At 64.1% G+C, this 19118-nt stretch carries 16 protein-coding genes; 6 read left to right on the top strand and 10 right to left on the bottom strand.

The features are described 5' to 3' along the window. Position 1: 1 nt before the first annotated feature. The 5 genes from JEQ47_RS14010 to JEQ47_RS13990 form a co-directional block, all read right to left on the bottom strand. Positions 2-775 carry a carbohydrate ABC transporter permease gene (locus tag JEQ47_RS14010; RefSeq protein WP_236020903.1) on the bottom strand — a complete coding sequence of 258 codons (774 nt, stop codon included), beginning with the start codon at positions 773-775 and terminating at the stop codon, positions 2-4. 118 nt (positions 776-893) lie between these two features. Next, on the bottom strand, positions 894-1826 hold the full coding sequence (locus tag JEQ47_RS14005; protein WP_198877060.1) for a carbohydrate ABC transporter permease: 933 nt from the start codon (positions 1824-1826) through the stop codon (positions 894-896). 59 nt (positions 1827-1885) lie between these two features. After that, a complete protein-coding gene (locus JEQ47_RS14000) occupies positions 1886-3172 on the bottom strand; it encodes an ABC transporter substrate-binding protein (protein WP_198877059.1) in 1287 nt (428 codons plus the stop codon). Between the two features lie 132 nt (positions 3173-3304). Beyond that, positions 3305-4414 carry an ABC transporter ATP-binding protein gene (locus JEQ47_RS13995; protein WP_198877058.1) on the bottom strand — a complete coding sequence of 370 codons (1110 nt, stop codon included), beginning with the start codon at positions 4412-4414 and terminating at the stop codon, positions 3305-3307. Between the two features lie 55 nt (positions 4415-4469). Then, a complete protein-coding gene (locus JEQ47_RS13990) occupies positions 4470-5183 on the bottom strand; it encodes a GntR family transcriptional regulator (protein WP_198877057.1) in 714 nt (237 codons plus the stop codon). 298 nt (positions 5184-5481) lie between these two features. On the opposite strand from JEQ47_RS13990, the gene JEQ47_RS13985 reads away from it, so the two are divergent. Further along, complete coding sequence (locus JEQ47_RS13985; protein ID WP_198877056.1) at positions 5482-6723, top strand: Gfo/Idh/MocA family protein; 1242 nt, start codon at positions 5482-5484, stop codon at positions 6721-6723. Between the two features lie 91 nt (positions 6724-6814). Here the strand turns inward: JEQ47_RS13985 and JEQ47_RS13980 are convergent, their stop codons facing one another. The 5 genes from JEQ47_RS13980 to JEQ47_RS13960 all read right to left on the bottom strand — a co-directional run bounded on the left by JEQ47_RS13980 (position 6815) and on the right by JEQ47_RS13960 (position 13875). Then, complete coding sequence (locus tag JEQ47_RS13980; protein ID WP_198877055.1) at positions 6815-7162, bottom strand: DoxX family protein; 348 nt, start codon at positions 7160-7162, stop codon at positions 6815-6817. Between the two features lie 53 nt (positions 7163-7215). Further along, entirely contained in the window at positions 7216-10668 is a 3453-nt protein-coding gene (locus JEQ47_RS13975) for an autotransporter domain-containing protein (protein WP_198877054.1), read from the bottom strand. A 311-nt stretch (positions 10669-10979) separates the two neighbouring features. Then, on the bottom strand, positions 10980-11462 hold the full coding sequence (locus JEQ47_RS13970; protein WP_198877053.1) for a winged helix DNA-binding protein: 483 nt from the start codon (positions 11460-11462) through the stop codon (positions 10980-10982). A gap of 197 nt (positions 11463-11659) precedes the next feature. Continuing rightward, a complete protein-coding gene (locus tag JEQ47_RS13965; protein WP_198877052.1) occupies positions 11660-13087 on the bottom strand; it encodes an aminobutyraldehyde dehydrogenase in 1428 nt (475 codons plus the stop codon). Continuing rightward, positions 13084-13875 (bottom strand): gamma-glutamyl-gamma-aminobutyrate hydrolase family protein, encoded by a 792-nt coding sequence (locus tag JEQ47_RS13960; protein WP_198877051.1) that lies wholly within the window; start codon positions 13873-13875, stop codon positions 13084-13086. The genes JEQ47_RS13965 and JEQ47_RS13960 overlap by 4 nt, the downstream gene beginning before the upstream one ends. A gap of 79 nt (positions 13876-13954) precedes the next feature. Between JEQ47_RS13960 and JEQ47_RS13955 the strand changes: the two genes are divergently transcribed. The 5 genes from JEQ47_RS13955 to JEQ47_RS13935 all read left to right on the top strand — a co-directional run bounded on the left by JEQ47_RS13955 (position 13955) and on the right by JEQ47_RS13935 (position 19051). Beyond that, positions 13955-15316 carry a glutamine synthetase family protein gene (locus JEQ47_RS13955; protein WP_198877050.1) on the top strand — a complete coding sequence of 454 codons (1362 nt, stop codon included), beginning with the start codon at positions 13955-13957 and terminating at the stop codon, positions 15314-15316. After that, complete coding sequence (locus tag JEQ47_RS13950) at positions 15316-16617, top strand: NAD(P)/FAD-dependent oxidoreductase (RefSeq protein WP_198877049.1); 1302 nt, start codon at positions 15316-15318, stop codon at positions 16615-16617. Before JEQ47_RS13955 ends, JEQ47_RS13950 begins: the two co-directional genes overlap by 1 nt. A 279-nt stretch (positions 16618-16896) precedes the next feature. Next, positions 16897-17268, top strand: a complete 372-nt coding sequence (locus JEQ47_RS13945) for a GntR family transcriptional regulator (protein ID WP_198877048.1) — start codon at positions 16897-16899, stop codon at positions 17266-17268. After that, positions 17265-18164: an ABC transporter ATP-binding protein gene (locus tag JEQ47_RS13940; protein ID WP_198877047.1), complete on the top strand. Its 900-nt coding sequence runs from the start codon at positions 17265-17267 to the stop codon at positions 18162-18164. The genes JEQ47_RS13945 and JEQ47_RS13940 overlap by 4 nt, the downstream gene beginning before the upstream one ends. After that, positions 18161-19051, top strand: coding sequence for a hypothetical protein (locus JEQ47_RS13935; protein WP_198877046.1), 891 nt, complete (start codon positions 18161-18163; stop codon positions 19049-19051). Before JEQ47_RS13940 ends, JEQ47_RS13935 begins: the two co-directional genes overlap by 4 nt. The last annotated feature ends 67 nt before the right edge of the window (positions 19052-19118 follow it).

The raw sequence follows: 19118 nt of genomic DNA, 5'->3' as shown, positions 1-19118 counted from the left end.
CTCAGCGCTTCATCGCGGAGGTGGCGACACCACGGATGATGAGGCGCTGGAAGAAGAGGAAGAAGAAAAAGACCGGCAACAGCGAGAGGGTCGACATCGCAAAGAGCTGCCCCCAGGCGGAGACGCCGGACGAGTCTACGAAGGTGCGCAGCGCCAGGGGCACCGTGTACTGGTTGATGTCGTTGAGATAGATCAGCGGCCCCAGGAAATCGTCATAGGTCCACATGAAGGAGAAGATGGCGGCGGTCGCCATGACCGGGACCGACAGCGGCAGCATGATGCGCCAGTAGATGCGCCAGGGCCCGCAGCCATCCATGCGCGCCGCCTCGTCCAGCTCGCGCGGAATGCCGCGGAAGAACTGCACCATGAGGAAGACGAAGAAGGCGTCGGTGGCGAGGAATTTCGGGACAACCAGCGGCAGGATGGTGTTCACCCAGCCGATGTTGAGAAAGAGGATGTACTGGGGAATGAGGGTGACGTGATAGGGGATCATCAGCGTCGCCAGCATCAGCGTGAACCACAGCTTCTTGAGCGGGAAGTCGAGCCGCGCAAAGGCAAAGGCCGTGAGCGAACAGGCCATCAGGTTGCCCACCACCGCCAGCGCGGCGATGATGAAGGAATTGGTGAAGAAGGTCGTGAAGCTGGTGCGCAGGGCGGTCCAGCCGTTGACGTAGTTCTCGAACGAGAACGCCTGCGGGATCAGCGAGAAATCCGAGAAGATGGCGGTATCGGGCTTGAACGAGCTCGCGACCAGCCACATCAGCGGATAGAGCATGCCGATCGAGGACAGGATCAGGACGATATGCTTGATCACCGCGCGCACGGCGTGGCGGCGCTGCTTGAGGGCCTTCGAACGGGCGCGGGCCTCGCGATAGGGATCGATCCCGGCGTGTTCAGCGAGTGTCGTCATAGTGCACCCAGTACTTTGCGGAGAGGAAGGTCAGCGCCGTGAAGGCAGCGATGATGATGAGCAGGAACCAGGCAAGCGCCGAGGCATAGCCCATGCGGAAGAAGGCGAAGCCTTCCTGGTAGAGGTAGAGCGTGTAGAACAGCGTCGAGTCGATCGGGCCGCCCGTGCCGGCCGACACCACGAAGGCCTGCGTGAAGGCCTTGAAGGCGTCGATCGTCTGCATGATCAGGTTGAAGAAGATGACGGGGGCCAGCATCGGCAGGGTGATACGGAAGAAGCGCTGCATGGTCTTGGCGCCATCCATCCGCGCCGCCTCGTGCAGGTCCTGCGGGATCTGCCGCAAACCGGCGAGGAAAATCACCATGGGCGCACCGAACTGCCAGACCGATAGGACGATCAGCGTCTTGAGCGCGTGATCGGGATTGTTGAGGATCGACGTGCCGGGCGGCCAGCCCAGAAGCTGGAGCAGCTGGTCGGTGAGCCCATCGCGATCGAACAATTGCCGCCACAGCACGGCAATGGCGACGGAGCCGCCGATCAGCGATGGCAGGTAGAAAATGGCGCGGTAGAGATCGACGCCGCGCGTGCCCTTGTCGAGGGCAATGGCGATCAGCAGGGCCAGGCCGAGCTTGAGCGGCACCGACCAGAGGACATAGGTGAAGGTCACCTGCAGGGCCTGCCGAAAGCGGTAGTCCTGCAAGAACATGTAGCGGAAATTGTCCAGCCCGGTGAAAACGGGCGGGGTCAGGATGTCGTATTTGGTGAAGGCCAGGTAGAGCGAGGCCAGAGCCGGCCCCAGCGTCAGCGCGAAAAAGCCGATCAGCCAGGGGATCAGGAACATGTAGCCCGAGCGTCCGCGTCGCCATTGCCTGGCGAACGCGTCCCAGCGCGAGCTCGTGGAAGTGATGGTGGCCATGAAGATTACCTCGCAGGGGAAGACGTCCGGCCCGGCGGTCGCCCGCCGGACCGGCAGGATCAGGCGCGGTCCAGGATGGCCTGGGCGTCGTTGACGAGGCGCTCGCCGGCCTCTTCAGGGGTCAGGCGATCAAAGATCAACTCGCCATAGAGGCGAACCATCATCACCTCGACCTCACCGGCACCGGCCGGGGGCGGTGGCGGCATGGGCGAGACGTTGTCCTGGACGATGGCGAAATATTCGATGGTCTTGCGCTCGATATCGTCCGGATCTTCCAGAAGCGTGGCTGCAATGGCGTTGTCGCCCGGCACGCCACGTTCCATACGCAGGATCTTGTTGGCTTCCGGATCGGTCAGCAGATAGTTGACCAGCTTGGCAGCATCGTCCTTGGCATCGCTGTTGGCGGTGATGCAGAGCAGCGTGGCGCACTTCATGTACTGGCCCGGCACCCCGCCTTCGCGGTGCGGGAAGAGGGTAATGCCCAGCTCGTCCGGATTCTGGCCCTGGAGGCCACCGAGATGGTTGGAATGCGCGAAGTCGATGGCAACGCGGCGGCGCGAGATCGGGCGGGTATCGAGCCCGTCGGAGTCCTGCGCGGTGATGTCGGCCGGGGGAACCAGGCCTTCCTCGCGCGCCTGGCGCCACATCTCGAAATATTCCGCGGCGTCGGCGGCGGTGTAACCGAGCTCGCCCTGCTCGGTGTAGAGCTGCTTACCCTGCTGGCGCAGGAAGATGTCGAAGGCCGGTTCCCAGGCGGCCTTGTCGGCCACGGCCCACTGGCCTTCCGGGGCGACCGCCTTGATCTGGCGGGCGAAATCCCAGAACTCGTCCCAGGTCCAGCTATGGTCCGGCAGGGTCACGCCATATTCGGCGAACTTGGCCATGTTGTAGATGACCGAAGGGGAGTTGGCCCCGAACGGGATGCCGAAGAGCTGGCCATCGACGCGGCCGCTGTCGACGAAGCCGGGATCGAAGTTGGAGAGGTCGATCTGGTTGCCGACATAGTCGTCGAGCGGCACGATCTGGCCGCGGCGCGCATATTCGAACAGGAAGCGATAATCCATCTGCATGACGTCGGGCATGTTGCCGCCGGCAGCCTGGGTCGCGATCTTGGGCCAGTAGTCGTTGGATGCCAGGGCTTCGGTATCGACGACGATCCCCGAATTGTTGCCCTCGAACAGGTCGACGACGGCATTGGTGCGTTCGTCGCGCGTGGGGTTGCCCCACCACATGAAGCGCAGCCGGCTGTCGGCGAAAGCGGGGACGGTCAAACCACCAAAGGCGGCCGCGCCTGCAGCGGATGCCAGCAGATAGCGGTTGAACGACCGGCGCGTGAGATTGGTCATGGTTAGTCTCCTCATGGGCCCTGTTCTCCAGCCGCTGGACACGGCTTCTCGTTTGCGCCGATCGGGTCCGATGGACCGGCGCATGATTTCCCTGACGTGAGGGGTATTACTGGTGTCCGCGGCCGCCCGGTGTCAGGCCGCCGCGGCTGTGGCGCTCGCCCGTTGCAAGGCGCGACCATTGGAGTCGAAGAGGTGCATCTGGTCCGGCTGCATGGCCAGCGACAGGCTGGTGCCGTTCTCGATGCGATGCTGTCCGTCGAGCTTGACGATGACCGGCTGGCTGGCGCCCGGCAAGGCACCGTAGACCAGGGTTTCCCCGCCCAGTCCTTCGACGAAATCCACGGTCAGTTTGAGGTTCGCGGCGTCGGCGCCGGCACGAAGGAAGTGTTCGGGCCGGATACCGAGGGTAACGGCATCGCCCTTGGCGAGACGGTGCGCGACCGGCACGGAAACGCGAATATTGCCGGCGATTTCGACATCGACCTCGCCGGGCCGAACATCGGCCACGTGCCCATCGAGCAGGTTCATCTTGGGCGAACCGATGAAGCCGGCGACAAAGAGATTGGCGGGGTGATTGTAGAGATCGAGCGGGGCGCCGACCTGCTCCACGATGCCATTGCGCAACACCACGATCTTGTCGGCCATGGTCATGGCCTCGACCTGGTCGTGGGTCACGTAGATCATGGTTGCGCCCAGCCGCTCATGCAGCTTGGCGATCTCGACGCGGGTGGCGACGCGCAGCTCGGCATCGAGATTGCTCAGCGGTTCGTCGAAGAGGAAAATCTTGGGCTCGCGCACGATGGCACGGCCGATGGCGACGCGCTGACGCTGGCCGCCCGAGAGCTTGGCCGGGTGACGATCGAGATAGTCCTCGATCTTGAGGATGCGCGCGGCTTCGGCCACGCGCCGCTCGATCTCGTCGCGCGGCACCTTGGCGATTTCGAGCCCGAAGGAGAGGTTTTTCCTGACGGTCATATGCGGGTAGAGCGCATAGGACTGGAATACCATGGCGAGGCCACGATCGGTGGCGTCGACATCGTTCATATAGGTGCCGTCGATGATGATATCGCCGCCGGTGATGTCCTCGAGCCCGGCGATCATGCGCAGCAGGGTGGACTTGCCGCAGCCGGACGGGCCGACGAAGACCACGAACTCGCCATGGTTCACCTCGAGATCGACGCCATGAATGACATCGACCTGGCCATAGCTCTTGCGGACGCTCATCAGTTTCAGATCGGCCATTGTCTCCCCTACCCTCCGGCGGTCGTGCCGCCGTTCAGTCTTTCCTTCGGCCTGCTCAGTGTCTGGCAAGCGCTGATGTGGTGTCGCGCTTTTCGGCGCCTTTTTCGGTTGCCCGCTCGCGCAGGGCGGCGATCACGGCGCGGCCGCGGCCTTCGAGATGCTGGCGCAGCAGATCGCCCAATAGCGACGCGTCGCGGGCCTTGAGCGCGGCCAGAATGCCGTCATGCTCGCGCATGGACGCTTCCCAGCGCGCTTGCGACATCGGCGTCGCGCTGGTGACACGGCGCAGGCGCTGGGTCTGGTTGCGATAGCTGGCCACGAGGGCGGTATTGCCCGAATTGTCCAGGATCGCGTCGTGAAAGGCCTGGCTGGCCTTGAGATAGCCGCTCATGTCCGAGGCGGCGAAGCGTGCCGCCATTTCGGCGTGCAATTGTTCGAGCCCGGCAATGTCCGCATCGCTGGCGCGGGCGCAAACCAGTTCGCCGGCCAGCGATTCCAGCACGCCGACGACCGGAAAGATTTCCTCGACATCGGCGACGTCGAGTTCGACGACCATGGCGCCGCGATTGGGCATCAGCTCGACCAGCCCCTCGCTGGCCAGCACTTTCAGCGCTTCACGCAGCGGCGTGCGGGAAATCCCCAGTTGCTCGCAGAGGTCGAGTTCGGGAATCCGCCGGCCAGTGGCGATTGAACCTTCGATGATCATTTCGCGCAGGATCTCCACAAGTTCGTTGTGAAGAGACTTCCTGACCACACGCGTCGGCAGCATGCGCTACTCCCTGATTCCCAGCGCTCGAGCCGCGAAGCGGCCAGACGTTCTGTACCATTGGCGGACGCGGGCATCAGCAGCGTTTTTTGCTGTCTCCTCGCCACGATCAGCACCTTCTGGTCTCCACTCTTCTGGCACGCGGTCAATCCGCTTGACGCTGGAATTCATTATTCATAATTATAATTACGAATTGCGCCTGTCAAGCGGTCATCCGCTTCCGATGCGCACCGCGCTTCCGGCATCCAGGCGCCGAACGCCCAGCAGGCCCGCTGAGCATCTCAAAAAGGGAAGACTCGCCATGAAACATGCCACCTTCAAGAACCGCTATGCCCTTGTCGGCACGGGGCATCGCGGCACCGGCATGTGGGGCAAAGGACTGCTCAAGGGCTGGTCGGACCATGTGGAGCTGGTCGGCATCTGCGATCTCAACACGCTGCGCGCCGAGCGCTCCCGAGAGATGATGAATTCGACCGCGCCGATCTATGCCGATCTCGACGAGATGCTGGCCCGCCACCAGCCCGACACGGTGATCGTCTGCACCCGCGACAGCGACCATGACGAGATCATCGTCAAGGCGCTGGCCGCCGGCGCCAATGTCGTCAGCGAAAAGCCACTCACCACCACGGTCGACAAGATCCACCGCATCCTCGACGCGGAAAAGGCCAGTGGCAAACGGGTGGACGTTTCGTTCAACTACCGTTTTGCGCCGCTGTCAGCCAGGATCAAGGAACTGATCCTTTCGGGCGCTATCGGCACCGTCACCTCGGTCGACTTCCAGTGGTTCCTGGACACCACCCATGGGGCCGCCTATTTCCGCCGCTGGCACGCCTATGAGGGATCGTCGGGCGGCCTGTTCGTCCATAAGGCCACGCACCATTTCGACCTGCTCAACTGGTTCCTCGATGCCGACCCGGTTTCGGTCAGCGCGCTGGCCAGCCAGCGCAAATACGGCAAGGCCGGCCCCTTCCGCAGCACCCGCTGCAAGGGTTGTCCCCATGCCGGGGAATGCGAATTCTTCTTCGACATCACCAAGAACGACTATCTCAGCGCGCTCTACGAGGATCCCTCCAATATCGACGGTTATGTCCGCGACGCCTGCGTCTATCGCGAGGACATCGACATCCCCGACACGATGAGCGCCGTGGTGCGCTTTTCCAACGGCGTGCAGGCGACCTATTCGCTCAACACCTACATGCCGATCGAGGGGCATGACCTGGCCATCAACGGCACGCATGGCCGGCTCGAAATCCGCCAGTACCACCGCCAGCCCTGGACCGAGCCGCCGGCCGACGAAATCCTCGTTATCCGTAATTTTGGCGGCGTCGAGCGCATCTGGGTGCCGCACTATTCCGGCGGTCATTTCGGCGGCGACGACCGGCTGCGCGATGCGCTGTTCAAGCCCGGGACGCCGGATCCGCTGGGTCAGCGCGCCGGCTCGCGGGCCGGCGCCATGTCGGTGCTGACCGGCCTTGCCGCAGTGCAGAGTTCACGACAGGGAGGGCGCGACGTCCGCATTGCCGACCTCGCTACCATAGCCTGACCAGTTTGCCGCCGGGCACGCCTCCCGTACCTCCCGTACACGCCCGGCGGCAATTCTTCGGCAGATCCAGCGGTTCCGGAGAAGCCAGCCGTCAGGCCGGTGCGTAGAGGCCCCAGGCGGCCAGGGCGACCAGCGCAAGGAGGATGACGCTGGGCGGCAGGTGGGCAGGCTGACGGTTGCGGATCATGGTGGCGAAGATGGCGAGGCATTCGAGAGCGGCCAGGATCAGGGCAATCGGGCGCAGCGGCGGAATGAACAGCAGCACGCCGATGGTGAGGCAGACGGCGGCGTTGACCAGGTGCCACCAGCGCGGATAGCCCCAGCGCACGAAGGCGACCCGCATGGGCTTGGGGCCGATGAGGCTGACGAAACCGTCGGCCAGGAAGAAGACGCCGAGCGTCGCGGTGAGGGCAATGGCCCAGTAAGTGCCGAAAATCATGAAAAACTCGATGGCTGAGGGAGGGGCGCGACGGCGATCGCCGCGCCGTGGGATCAGAACTTGGCGGACAGCGAAGCCTTGAGGCCGTGGCTGGTGACGCCGGGACCGAATTCGCCGTCGTAGCCGAAGTCGAGTTCGACGGCGTCGGTGAGATCGAAGGCGAACCCGGCCGAGACCAGCGCGGCGCTCTGGCCGGCGGTCGACCCCGAGACGGCGAATTCAGAGCCGGTGCCGAAGGCATGGGTGGCACTGGTGGTGCCGCCAAAAGCCTGCCGCCAGCCGACCATGCCTGTGGCCCTGGCCTCGACCTCGCCCAGCGCGAAGCTGGTTTCACCGCGCAGACCCAGGGTCACCGTGGTGAGCCCGGCATAGGCGGCCCGGCCCGTCAGCGCTGCGGCGCCGCCGTTTTCTGCATAGGTGCCGCTGAAGAGGCTGGTATGGGTCAGGTTGGCAAAGGGCTCGATGACAAGACCACTGTCGAAACGCAGCTTGTGGCCGATTTCGGCAAAGGTCTGGCTCGTGGCGCCGGCGCGGCCGGCAGTCAGGGTCTGGGTAAAGCCGGGTAGATCGACGCTGCGGGTCGTATCCGTGTGGTGAACGCCAACGGCACTGCCGAAGCTCAGCGTCGTATCGCCGATTTCGCCGCCGCCATAGATGCCGGCATAGAGGCTGTCGGCATCGGCAGTGCTGGAGCGCGCCGGGATCGAGACGCCGGTGGCGCTGTAGCCGCCCATGGCGCCGAAGGCCCAGTTGCCATTGAAGATAGCATCGCCGCCGAAGAAGATGTTGCCGGCGCTGAAGTGGGTGTCGGCGGCATTGCCGTCGCCGCGAAGGGTCGCGAACTGGCCATCGACCGTGCTCCAGAGATTGACCCCGCCGCTGGTCGAGCGATTGTCGAGCGCTGCGGCGACCTGGCCGGACATGGTGCTGGAAACCGCGCCCCCCGAGGCAAGGAGGGCCGCCTGGCTCGACGCATGGACTTCGCCGGAGAGCTGGTCGAAGCCATTACGCGCATCAGCGACATCGTAGGTGAGAACGCGGTCGTAGACGGCATTGCCGGCGCCCAGGCCTTCTACCGCCCCGGCGGTGGCACGCTGGTTGGCCGTTTCGGCGACATCGGGAAAGCTGTTGCTGTTGCGCGCAAGAGTCAGCGAGACACGGTGCGTCTCGTAATCCAGCACGGCGCTGAGGAAGGCGAGGTTGTCGATCACGCCATCGAAGCTGCCGGTGACGCCCCCTTCGGCCCTGAGGAAGGTGTAGGAGGTCGCGTCGGCATAGTCGCCGCCGCTAGCAAGGAGATTGACAGTCCCGTCGAGCGCAGCCGTGCCATCGACAAAAACGACGCCCTTATTGCCCAGGGCATCGACGGCCAGCTCGAATATGGCGTTTTCGCTCAGGACGAGATCGCCATCCACGGTAAGGGTTTCGCCAAAGCTCGCGCCGATGCGGCCATCGACCTGGGCGTTGCCGACATCGCCCGAGCCGGTGAGATAGCCATCGGCGCCGACCAGCACATCGCCGATCCGGCCGGTGACGTCGAGAATGCCGCCCCGCACTTCGGTGCCGCCGGAATAGGTATTGTCGGCGCCCAGGATCAGACGGCCTGCATCGGATTTGACCAGGCGCCCATCGCCTTCGATGCCGGTGTCGATGGTGGCAGTCACGCCGGCTCCGGCGGTGGTGCCGTCGCCGGCGCGGAAGATCCGCTCGCCACTGGCAATCTCGAGATTGCTGCCGACGATGCGGTAGCCGTCGGTGACGAACTGCATGCCGTCCACCGCGCGGGTATCGGCCAGCTCGACCGTGCCGGCCGTGCCGCCGAAGACGACGAAGCCGGGATCGGGGTCGACCGGGCCGTTGACCGAACCATCGGCCGTGGTGAAGGTGTCGTCGCTGCCCCAGATGCCGTCGCCGCCATCTATGCGGCCATTGTTCCAGTTGGCGGCGTTGCCGCCGTCCCAGAAGGTGATGTCGGCGCCGGCGCTGGAGACGATGTTGATGCGCCCGTTGAGGAGCTGCAATTGCACATCCTCGGGTTCGACGCCATCGGGCAGGTCGCGGATATTGGTCTCCTGATTGAACAGGGTGCCGCCATAGGTGAGGACCGTATAGACGCCCGGCCCGAAGCCACCGGCATCGATGATGTCGATATAGCCGTCGAGCTCGACGGTCCCTTCGACATGGAAGAGCGGCTGGACGTTCGCCGCGCCGAGGCTGAGGGAGAGCACCGAACCGCTCGAAATATAGAGCCCGGACATGGTGAAGGTCTGGCCCGCGACGCCGTGCAGCGTGGCGCCCTGGTTGAGGCGGAGCCCACCGACGCGGCCGGTACCGGAGATTTCGGCGCCATTGATGATCGCGTCGGCGCTGCCGAAATCCCCATCCACGACCAAGCGTCCGTCGGTGGCGACAAGATTGCCATCCCAGCCGGAATTGGCTCCGGTCAGGGTCAGGCGACCAGGACCGGCAAGTTCGAGGCGGGAATTGTTCGTGCCGACAATGCTGCCGCCAAAAGTGCGGTTGTCGGACCGGGTGACGGTCAGGCGGCGATTGGTGAGGTCGAGCGTGCCGCTGGTATCGCCCGCGAATTGCCCGAGGCCTCCGACGGTCTGGTTCTCCAGCAGGCGCAAGGTGCCGCCACTGTCGAGGATGACCAGGGACTGATCGGACAGAATTTCGGGGTTCGCTGCAACAAGCATTGCGCCGCCAGTGATGCGAGTTGCCCCGCTGTGGCTGTCTTGCCCGGTGCGGACAATGGTGCCGCCATTGTAGATGACGCCGCCGCCGGCGGAGAATTCGGTCATCGCGCCGGAAAGGGTCGACGTACCGGCCGAGTTGATGACGTTGCGCGAGCCGACCATGTGCAGCAACATGTTGTTCGCAATGGTGACCCCGTCGCCCATGGTGAGTGTCGCATCGTCGCCGAAGGACAGCCGGCCGGTGCCTAGCGCCTGGTCGCTGAGCGCGGAGAGACGCGCGACATAGCCGGCGTGACCGATGCGGGTACCGCCGCCATAAGTGTTGGCGCCGGAGAGAGCCAGATGGCCTGCGGTGAAGGTCAGATTGCCCGTGGCGCCGCTGATATCACCGGCCCAGGTCGCGTCGTTGATGGCGTGGAAAGAATTGGAGCCAACCAGCACCAGATCGTTGGAGAAAGCCATGGCCCGTCCATAGGCCAGAAAGGTGTAGGTGAAGTCGCTCACGGTGACGGCGCCGGTGCCAAAGGCAGACTCGTGCGCAATCTCGATAGTGCCACCATCAATGGTCGTGCCGCCGGTATGACTGTTGGCGCCGCTCAGGCGCAGGCGGCCACCGCCGGTTATGGCGATGCCATAGTCCCCGGAAATGGTGCCGGACTGTGTGGCATAGACCCCCGAGCCGGCAACAAGCTCCGAATCCTCGGTCAGCACGATCGCCGCGCTACGGTTTTCGCCATTGGTATAGGTGATGGTTTCTGCACGAACCGGGGTCAGCAGCACGATGGCAATGGCGGAAACCCCTAGCATGAGGGCGACTCGGCGCCGGGTACGGGCGGTGCGCGGGGCTTGTCCGAAGGGCAGGGTTGGCAAGGGCAAAACTCCAGTTCGCGACCGGCAGGCAAAGCCCGACCGGCGGCGGACGCGCAGACGTCCGGCAGTGCATTGAAAAAGGTGATGAAAAGCCCCGACCGGATGGCGGCATGAGAGCCGCCGGTCCGCGTGCGGGACGGGCGTGCATGATCAGCGCAGCGCCCCGGAGCGCCGCTTCAAGCGCCCCGCCTCACCCTATAGCGGGCGTCGCGGCGGGACTGGAGATCGAATTAGTTACAGTTTTTCCGCTATTGGCCGCCGGCGGCCTTTTGGGCGCGGATCTGCGCGGCACGCTCGGGATCGAAGACGAAACCCTGAGCCAGGGCATGGTCGACGCGGGCTTGGAGGAATTGCCGGCCGATATCGGCCAGGCGCTCGGTAGGGATCAGGAATTGCCGCCGGCGGTCGCTCTCGTCGGTGACGCGCTTCAGCGTCCCTGCCGCCACCATGTCGTCGATATGACGCTTGACCGTAACCGGCGTCGCCAGCACTTCGAAATAGGTCGAGAGCTCCTTGAGCGTAATGGGGCTGCCGTCGATATAGCGTTGCGCGGCAAGGCAGAAGATCATGTCCGCCTCGAAGATGCTGCGCCAATAGTGCTTGAGATAGCCCTGTTGCACCATGCGCTTGCGGAACTCGGTACGGTAAGAGAGCCAAGCCACATCAAGGTCGAGGGCGGCGCGCTGTTCAATCGAAAGCACGCCGGTGGCCGGCGCGTCGTAATCGGTCATAGCAATTCCTGTTGGTGAAAATCGGTACTTCGCAAAGGTTTGTCCGATAGTGACCAAAACTTGTCAGGAACTTCAATGCCGGATGCTCGACAGCGCAGCCGTTGCTTCTGAACTGCGTAATCCTCGTCCGGGCATGCCGGATTTGTGCAATGAACCAAGCAAACGTCGCGCGGCGTGGCTGTCCGCACGAACGGGACTCAACCCAACATCAGGTGTCTGATCTGCGTGTAGTCGATGAGGGATTGCATGGAGAGATCGGAGCCGTAGCCGGAATTCTTCATGCCGCCATGGGGCATTTCGGTAGCCATGACGCCGTGGGTGTTGATCCAGGTGACGCCGTATTCGAGGGCATTGGCGAGCTCCATCGCCGTTTCGGTCTTTTGCGACCAGACAGAGGAGCCGAGGCCATATTCGGAGGCATTGGCCCAGTCGACGGCTTGGCTATTGTCGTCGAAGGGGGTGATGGACAGCACGGGTCCGAACACTTCCTTCTGCACGATCTCGGCCTCGATGGGCGCTGAGACCAGTGTCGGGGCGAAGAAGAAACCGTCCGGTTCGGCCGCCCTGCCTTGCATCACCTCGTAACCGGCCGAACGGGCGCGGCTGACAAAGCCGTCGACACGCTCCTGCTGGCGAGCGCTGATGACCGGCCCGAACTCGACATCGTCGCGCTCGGGCTGGCCATAGGCCAGCGAGCCGATCATGGTTTCGAGCTTGTCCGTCAGGGGCTGCACCACATCGCGATGGGCAAGGATACGGCAGGCGGCGGTGCAGTCCTGCCCGGCATTGTAGAAGCTGGCCTCGCGCAGCGTCTCGACCAGCTTGTCCAGATCGGCATCGGCGCAGACCACGACCGGCGCCTTGCCGCCCAGTTCGAGATGGGTGCGCTTGATCATCGGCCCGGCGGCGGCCTGCAGGACGGCGCGGCCGGTGCGGACGTCACCGGTCAGGGAAATCATGCGCACGAGATCATGCGAAATCAGCGCATGGCCGATATCGGGACCATTGCCGGTGACGACATTGACGACGCCGGCGGGGAGGATTTCGGCGAAGATTTCGCTGAGCGCCAGAAGGCTCAGCGGCGTCAGTTCGGATGGCTTGATGACCACGGCATTGCCCGCGGCGATGGCCGGAGCAATCTTCCATGCGGCCATCAAGAGCGGATAGTTCCAGGGCGCGATCTGGGCGATGACGCCGATGGGGTCGCGGCGCACGAGGCTGGTGCGGGCGGCGCCACGATAGTTGCCGGCGGCGGGGGCCGGCATGTTGCGCACCGCCGTGCCGTAGAAGCGGAAGACGTCGGCGACATTGGCCAGTTCGCCGGAGCGGGCGAATCGCAGCGGCTTGCCGGCATTTTTCGACTCGATGGCGGCCAGGGTTTCGGCCCTGGCCTCGATGGCGCTGGCGATGGCGAGAAGGGCGGCGCTGCGCTCGCGCGGGGCGCGTTTCGACCAGTCCTTGTAGGCGGCATTGGCAGCCTGCACCGCCTGGTCGACCTGGGCAAGGCTGGCCGAGGGCACTTCCGCCAGCGGCTTGCCGAGGGCCGGTTCGTATGCGGTTTCCGCCTTTCCCTCGCCCTCGGCAAAGTCGCCATTGATGAAGAGACGGGTCGAAAATCGGGTCATGCTGCAGTCTCCGCGCCCGGCGCCGGCATATAGGTGGCGCGCGCCGCTTCTCCCAGATAATGCCAGAAAGCCAAGTCGTGCGGGCGGTCCTGCGGCTGCCATTCGGGGTGCCATTGCACGGCAAAAACCGGAGCGGCTGTGGCGCTTGCGGCCACGGCCTCGACCACCCCTTCAGGGCCGGTGGCATTGGCCACGAGGCTTTCGGCAAGGCGGTCGACCGCCTGATAGTGAACGCTGTTCACAACCAGCCGATCGGACAGCGTGAAGCGGTGAAGGGTGCCGTTGGGCACCACGTCGATGGGATGGGTGAAGCCGAAGGTTTCACCCAGACTGGCTCCTGGAGGGGCGTGATGAACGTCCGGACCGATGCTGGCGCGCAGGTCCTTGAGGGTGCCGCCCATGGCCACGTTGATCTCCTGCAGACCCCGGCAGATGCCAAAAGCGGGCTTTGCCGATTTGATGGCGGCGCGGATCAGCGCCTGACCGAAATCGTCGCGCCCATCGTCGCGCGGCTCGATGCCGGGCAGGTCCGAGCCATAGCGGTGGGGGGCGATATTGGAATTGCTGCCGGTAAGCAGAATGGCATCGAGATGGGCGACGATGACGGCTGCGTTGTCGGGTGACTGGTTGGTGGGGACGATCAGCGGCACGGAATCGGCGAAACGCTCGACCGCTTCTAGATAGCGGTGCTTGACCGCCTGGGCCGGCTCGCCTTCCACCGCGCGGCCGCAGGCGATGACGCCGATTACCGGACGGTGCTGGCGCAATTGCGAAGACTTTCCCGGCATTTGCGCCGCTCCCCTTCCCGTTTCACGCCCGCTCCTGCTAGGCTAAAGTCATGTCACAGAAAAAGGGCGACGGACAGGCATGAGTTCCGAAACGATCGCAAACGAAGACATCGTGTCCTGGCTTGCGGACAATCCCCAGATCGAAGTGCTGCATACGGCCGTATGCGATCTCAACGGCATCATGCGTGGCAAGCGCATCCCCATCGACCAGGCGCGGCGCGTTGCCGAGAACGGCATCCGCATGCCGCTGTCCATTGTCGGCGTGGACGTATGGGGCGAGGACATCGTGGGCAATCCCATGGTCTACAAGAGCGGCGACATCGACGGCATCTGCAGCCCCACCGGGCGCGGTGCCCTGCCGATCAACTGGACCACGCGCCCCAGCGCCATGATCCCGCTCTGGATGTTCGAGGATGCGCAGACGCCGTTCCTCGGCGACCCGCGCCAGGCCCTGGCCCATGTGTTGCGCCGCTATGCCGAACACGGGCTCGAACCGGTGGTGGCGACCGAGCTGGAATTTTACCTCGTCGATCCCAATGCGGATTCGGCGCAGCCGCCGATCTCGCCCTATACCGGCAAGAGGCTCGATTCGGACGCCATCCTGTCGCTCGACGAACTCGAAGATTTCGGCGAGTTCTTCCGCGACGTGTACCTGCAATGCGCGCAACAGAACGTGCCGGCCGATACGGCGGTGGCCGAGAACGGCGTGGGGCAGTTCGAGATCAACCTCCTCCACACCAACGGCCTCAAGGCGGCGGACGATGCTGTGCTGTTCAAGCGCATCGTCAAGGGCGTGGCGCGCAAGCACAACCTGGTCGCCACCTTCATGGCCAAGCCCTATGGCGCCCGATCGGGCAATGGCTTCCATGTGCATTTCAGCCTCAATGACGCGGCCGGCAACAATGTCTTTGATGACGGCAGCGAGAGCGGCTCCGACGTGATGCATCACGCGGTCGGGGGACTGCTCGCAGGCATGGCCGAGACCACCCTGTTGTTTGCCCCACATTTCAATTCCTACCGGCGCCTCCGGCCCGACACGCATGCGCCCAGCGCCGTTTCCTGGGGCTATGAAAACCGCACCACGGCCCTGCGTATTCCCGGCGGCAATCCCAAGGCGCGGCGCATCGAGCATCGCGTCGCCGGGGCCGACGCCAACCCCTACCTGGTGCTGGCCGGCATCCTCGGCGCGGCCCTGGTGGGCATCGAGGACCAGGTCAAGCCGCCCAAGCCGTTCAAGGGGCGGGCCTATTCGGAACGCCTGCCCAAGCTGCCGGCGGACTGGGCTTCGGCCATCAACGCCTTCGAAGACGGTGACATGGTGTCGCGCATCTTCGACCCCGCGCTCCAATCCCTGTTCGTCGCCTGCAAACGCCAGGAAAATGCGGGCTTCGCCTCCCAGGTCAGCGATCTGGAATTCTCCGCTTATCTCGAGGTGGTGTGATGGCCGAAACCCCGAATGCCAATTCGCCCTATCCACCGAGCTATTACGCGGCCTCGCGCAACATCATCCGCCAGGCCAAGGCGCTTGCGGGGGACATCGAGACCGACATCGTCATCGTCGGCGCCGGCTATTCCGGGCTGTCCTCGGGGATCAGCCTTGCCGAACATGGCTTCAAGGTCGTGGTCGTCGAGGCCGCCGAAGTCGGCTGGGGGGCCTCAGGCCGCAATGGCGGCCAGGTGGTCAACGGGCTCAATGCCAGCCTCGGGACCATCGAGCGGCGCTACGGCACCGAAACCGCAGCCTTTTTCGGGACGCTGCTGCAGGAAGGCGCCGGCATCATCTATGACCGGGTCGAGCGCTACAAAATCCAGTGCGACCTCAAGCGCGGCAATATCTACGCCGCCTACACGCCCAAGCACATGGAGGAGTTGAGGGACAAGCAGGCGCTGTGGCGCCGGCACGGCATGGACGACCACGAACTGCTCGACCGGACGCAGATCCGCCAGCATATCGGCTCGGATGTCTATGAAGGCGGGATGATCGACCATTCGGGCGGGCACATGCATCCGCTCAACCTGGCGCTGGGCGAGGCGGCCGCCCTCGAGAGCCTGGGCGGGGTGATCTACGAGCATTCCCCTGTCATCAAGGTGGAGCAGGATGCAAACGGCGCCACGGTGCGCACGGCCTCTGGCTCGGTGCGGGCGAAAACCGCCATCGTCTGCGGCAATGCGTATCTGGGCAACGTCGTGCCCGAGCTCACCGCCCGCATCATGCCGGTTTCGACCCAGATGATGGCCACCGAGCCCCTGGGGGAAGGGCGGGCCAGGTCGCTGCTGCCCACGGACATGTGCGTCGAGGACGTGCGCTACATCCTCGACTATTTCCGCCTTTCGGCCGACCACCGGCTGATCTTCGGCGGCGGCGTCGTTTATGGCGGCACCGACCCGGCCGACGTCATCGCCAAGCTCAGGCCGAACCTCGACAAGGTCTTCCCGCAGCTCAAGGACGTGAAGATCGATTATGCCTGGAGCGGCAATTTCGCCCTCTCCTTCTCGCGCGTCCCGCAATTGGGGCGGCTGGGCAAGAACATCTATTTCGCCCATGGCGACAGCGGCCATGGCGTCACCGGCACGCATCTTTTCGGCCGCATCCTCGGGGAGGCGGTGCGCGGCGACATGACCCGCTTCGATACCTTCGCCAAACTCCCCTGGATCCCCTTCCCCGGCGGCCGGATGTTCCGCGCGCAATATTCGACGCTGGGCTCGTGGTGGTACGAATTGCGAGACCGGCTGGGGATTTAGGCCTCACAGACATCGGCAATCACCGGCCCGGCACCTCCCCCTTGACGGGGGAGGTTGGGAGGGGGTGTACACACACCGGTACCTGCCCGTGAGCACCCCTCCCCAACCCTCCCCGTCAAGGGGAGGGTGTCGCATCGAGCTCGTTCGGAAAATCTCCGCCACCCCCTCCCCTCAAGGGGGACGTGAAGCGGGTGCTTGCCTTAGCGACTGGTTCAAACAACCCCATTGACACCTCGTCATACTGTGTTAGATTAGTAACACACTATACAGGCAAGACACATGGATGACTTTCACACCAGCCAGCCGATCTTCGTGCAGATCCGGCAGCGGCTGATCGAAATGATCCTCAGGCGTCAGGTCGAAGAGGGCGATGCACTGCCCTCGGTCCGCCAGATCGCCGCAGATCTTTCAGTCAATCCGCTGACGGTCACCAAGGCCTTCGAAGCCCTGGTCGATATCGGTGTGGTAGAAAAACGCAGGGGACTGGGAATGTTCGTGACAACGGGAGCGCGGGCGGGGCTGTTGGCCCACGAGCGCGACAAGTTTCTGAGGGAAGACTGGCCGCGTATCGCGGCGCAGATCAAGGCGCTGGACCTCGACATCAAGGATCTGGTCGGTGCCGACAGTAAGCCGGAAGGGCAGATGAAATGAGCGAGCTTTCCGTTTCGAGCGAACCGATCGTCTCGGCCCGCGGCCTCAGCAAATCGTTCGGCCGCAAGCAGATTTTGCATAGCCTCGACTTCGACATTCCGCCGGGCCGCATCTATGGGCTGATCGGCCACAATGGCGCGGGCAAGACCACGACGCTCAATGCCATGCTGGGCCTCACCAGCTATGAGGGCACGATCCGGGTCCTCGGCGAAGACCCGTTCGCCAAGCGCGCCAAGCTGATGGAAAACGTCGCCTTCATTTCGGACGTGGCAAGCCTGCCGCGGTTCCTGAGGGTGCGCGAGCTCTTTGCGCTGCTGACCAATATCCATCCGAACTTTTCGCCGGACAAGGCGCGGCAATTCCTCGAAGGCACAGACATCAAGCCAGAGATGAAGATCCGCACCCTGTCCAAGGGCATGATCGCCCAGTTGCACCTGGCTGTGGTCATGGCCATCGACGCCAAGCTGCTGGTGCTCGACGAACCGACGCTCGGGCTCGACATCACCTATCGCAAGCGCTTCTACCGGCGCCTGCTGGAAGACTACATGACCGAGGAGCGCACCCTCATCATCACCACCCACCAGGTGGACGAGATCGAGTTCATGCTCTCCGACATCATGTTCATCCGCGATGGCGAGTTGATCCTCCATATGCAGATGGAGACGGTGAGCGAAAAATTCACCCAGCTCGTTGCCAACGAGCCCGAGGCCCAGGCCGCGGCGCGCGCCTTCAATCCGGTCTACGAGGAAACCCGCTTCGGCCAGACCGTCTTCATTTTCGACGGCGTCGAGCGGGACAAGCTCGAACCGCTCGGCCGGCTCTCGACGCCGACCATTTCCGATCTCTTCGTGGCGCTGATGCAGCGACCCACCGCCAATCCGGAGACCGCCCGATGAAGGCATTCTTCGCGCTCGTCCACCGCGAGTTCATCGAGCATCGCGGGGCGTTTCTCATCGCGCCGCTGGTGCTGGTGGTCGTGGTTTTCGCCCTGACCCTGCTGGCTTTCAGCGTCGACAGGCTGGACACCCGCATGACGGGGCAATTGTCCTTCGTCGTGCCCAACTGGGCCTTCGAGGCCGGCTTTGCCGGGCTGGCCGGCGGCTGGCTCGCCTATCTCGGCTTTGTGCTGTTCTTCTACTGCGCCGACGGCTTTGCCGCCGACAAGCGCAACAATGCCATGCTGTTCTGGAAGTCGATGCCTGTCACCGACTTCAAGGTGCTGCTGAGCAAGATCGTGGCGGCGCTGACCATCCTGCCCGGCTCGGTCTTCGGCGTGGCGCTGATCAGCCTGTTGATCCTTTTCGGCGTCACCTATGTGACGGCGACGATTGCCGGCCCCGGCACGCCCGAACTGCTCGGCACCATTGTCGGCATCTATGGGCAGATGGCCTGGGTGTTCCTCGTGGTGCTGGTCTGCGGGCTGCTCTGGTACCTGCCCTATATGGCGCTGGTCGGGGCGATGGGCAGCGCCGTCGGGCGCTGGGCCATTCCACTGGCGCTGCTGCTGCCAACCGTGCTTTCGGCGCTGGAATGGGTGACCTTGGGGGGCATCCACCCGTTCGACACCCATACCTGGCACTACCTGACCTATCGCTCGACCCTGCCGGTGTCGGAGGCCCATCTCGACCGGGTGTTCGAGGGACAGGAGCCGTTCAACTCGGCGCTGTTCGTCACCGATTTCCTGCAGAAATTCGACTGGCTGCAGGTGGGCATCGGCGCGGTCTTCGCCCTGGTCGTGCTTTACCTTGCCGCCGAATACCGCCGGCGGGCGCCGGCCAACTAGATAGTCTTCCCATGCAGGGCCTCCTGCCGCCGCGCTCCAGGGCGCGGCGGTTTTTTCTTTTGCGCCG

Origin of the sequence: Devosia sediminis (assembly GCF_016411825.1) — a bacterium.
In the GTDB taxonomy this organism is placed as follows: Bacteria; Pseudomonadota; Alphaproteobacteria; order Rhizobiales; family Devosiaceae; genus Devosia; species Devosia sediminis.
Note: the sequence above shows the minus strand (reverse complement) of the source record. Positions and strands in the feature narration are given on the sequence as shown.

Bases quoted from the DNA above. Each gene is read 5' to 3' on its own strand.
- JEQ47_RS13950 (WP_198877049.1), top strand. From the start codon at position 15,316: ATGGCCGAAACCCCGAATGCCAATTCGCCCTATCCACCGAGCTATTAC.
- JEQ47_RS14005 (WP_198877060.1), bottom strand. From the start codon at position 1,826: ATGGCCACCATCACTTCCACGAGCTCGCGCTGGGACGCGTTCGCCAGG.
- JEQ47_RS13970 (WP_198877053.1), bottom strand. From the start codon at position 11,462: ATGACCGATTACGACGCGCCGGCCACCGGCGTGCTTTCGATTGAACAG.
- JEQ47_RS14010 (WP_236020903.1), bottom strand. From the start codon at position 775: ATGCTCTATCCGCTGATGTGGCTGGTCGCGAGCTCGTTCAAGCCCGAT.
- JEQ47_RS13940 (WP_198877047.1), top strand. From the start codon at position 17,265: ATGAGCGAGCTTTCCGTTTCGAGCGAACCGATCGTCTCGGCCCGCGGC.
- JEQ47_RS14000 (WP_198877059.1), bottom strand. From the start codon at position 3,172: ATGACCAATCTCACGCGCCGGTCGTTCAACCGCTATCTGCTGGCATCC.
- JEQ47_RS13955 (WP_198877050.1), top strand. From the start codon at position 13,955: ATGAGTTCCGAAACGATCGCAAACGAAGACATCGTGTCCTGGCTTGCG.
- JEQ47_RS13945 (WP_198877048.1), top strand. From the start codon at position 16,897: ATGGATGACTTTCACACCAGCCAGCCGATCTTCGTGCAGATCCGGCAG.
- JEQ47_RS13990 (WP_198877057.1), bottom strand. From the start codon at position 5,183: ATGCTGCCGACGCGTGTGGTCAGGAAGTCTCTTCACAACGAACTTGTG.
- JEQ47_RS13980 (WP_198877055.1), bottom strand. From the start codon at position 7,162: ATGATTTTCGGCACTTACTGGGCCATTGCCCTCACCGCGACGCTCGGC.
- JEQ47_RS13965 (WP_198877052.1), bottom strand. From the start codon at position 13,087: ATGACCCGATTTTCGACCCGTCTCTTCATCAATGGCGACTTTGCCGAG.
- JEQ47_RS13975 (WP_198877054.1), bottom strand. From the start codon at position 10,668: ATGCTAGGGGTTTCCGCCATTGCCATCGTGCTGCTGACCCCGGTTCGT.
- JEQ47_RS13935 (WP_198877046.1), top strand. From the start codon at position 18,161: ATGAAGGCATTCTTCGCGCTCGTCCACCGCGAGTTCATCGAGCATCGC.
- JEQ47_RS13995 (WP_198877058.1), bottom strand. From the start codon at position 4,414: ATGGCCGATCTGAAACTGATGAGCGTCCGCAAGAGCTATGGCCAGGTC.
- JEQ47_RS13960 (WP_198877051.1), bottom strand. From the start codon at position 13,875: ATGCCGGGAAAGTCTTCGCAATTGCGCCAGCACCGTCCGGTAATCGGC.
- JEQ47_RS13985 (WP_198877056.1), top strand. From the start codon at position 5,482: ATGAAACATGCCACCTTCAAGAACCGCTATGCCCTTGTCGGCACGGGG.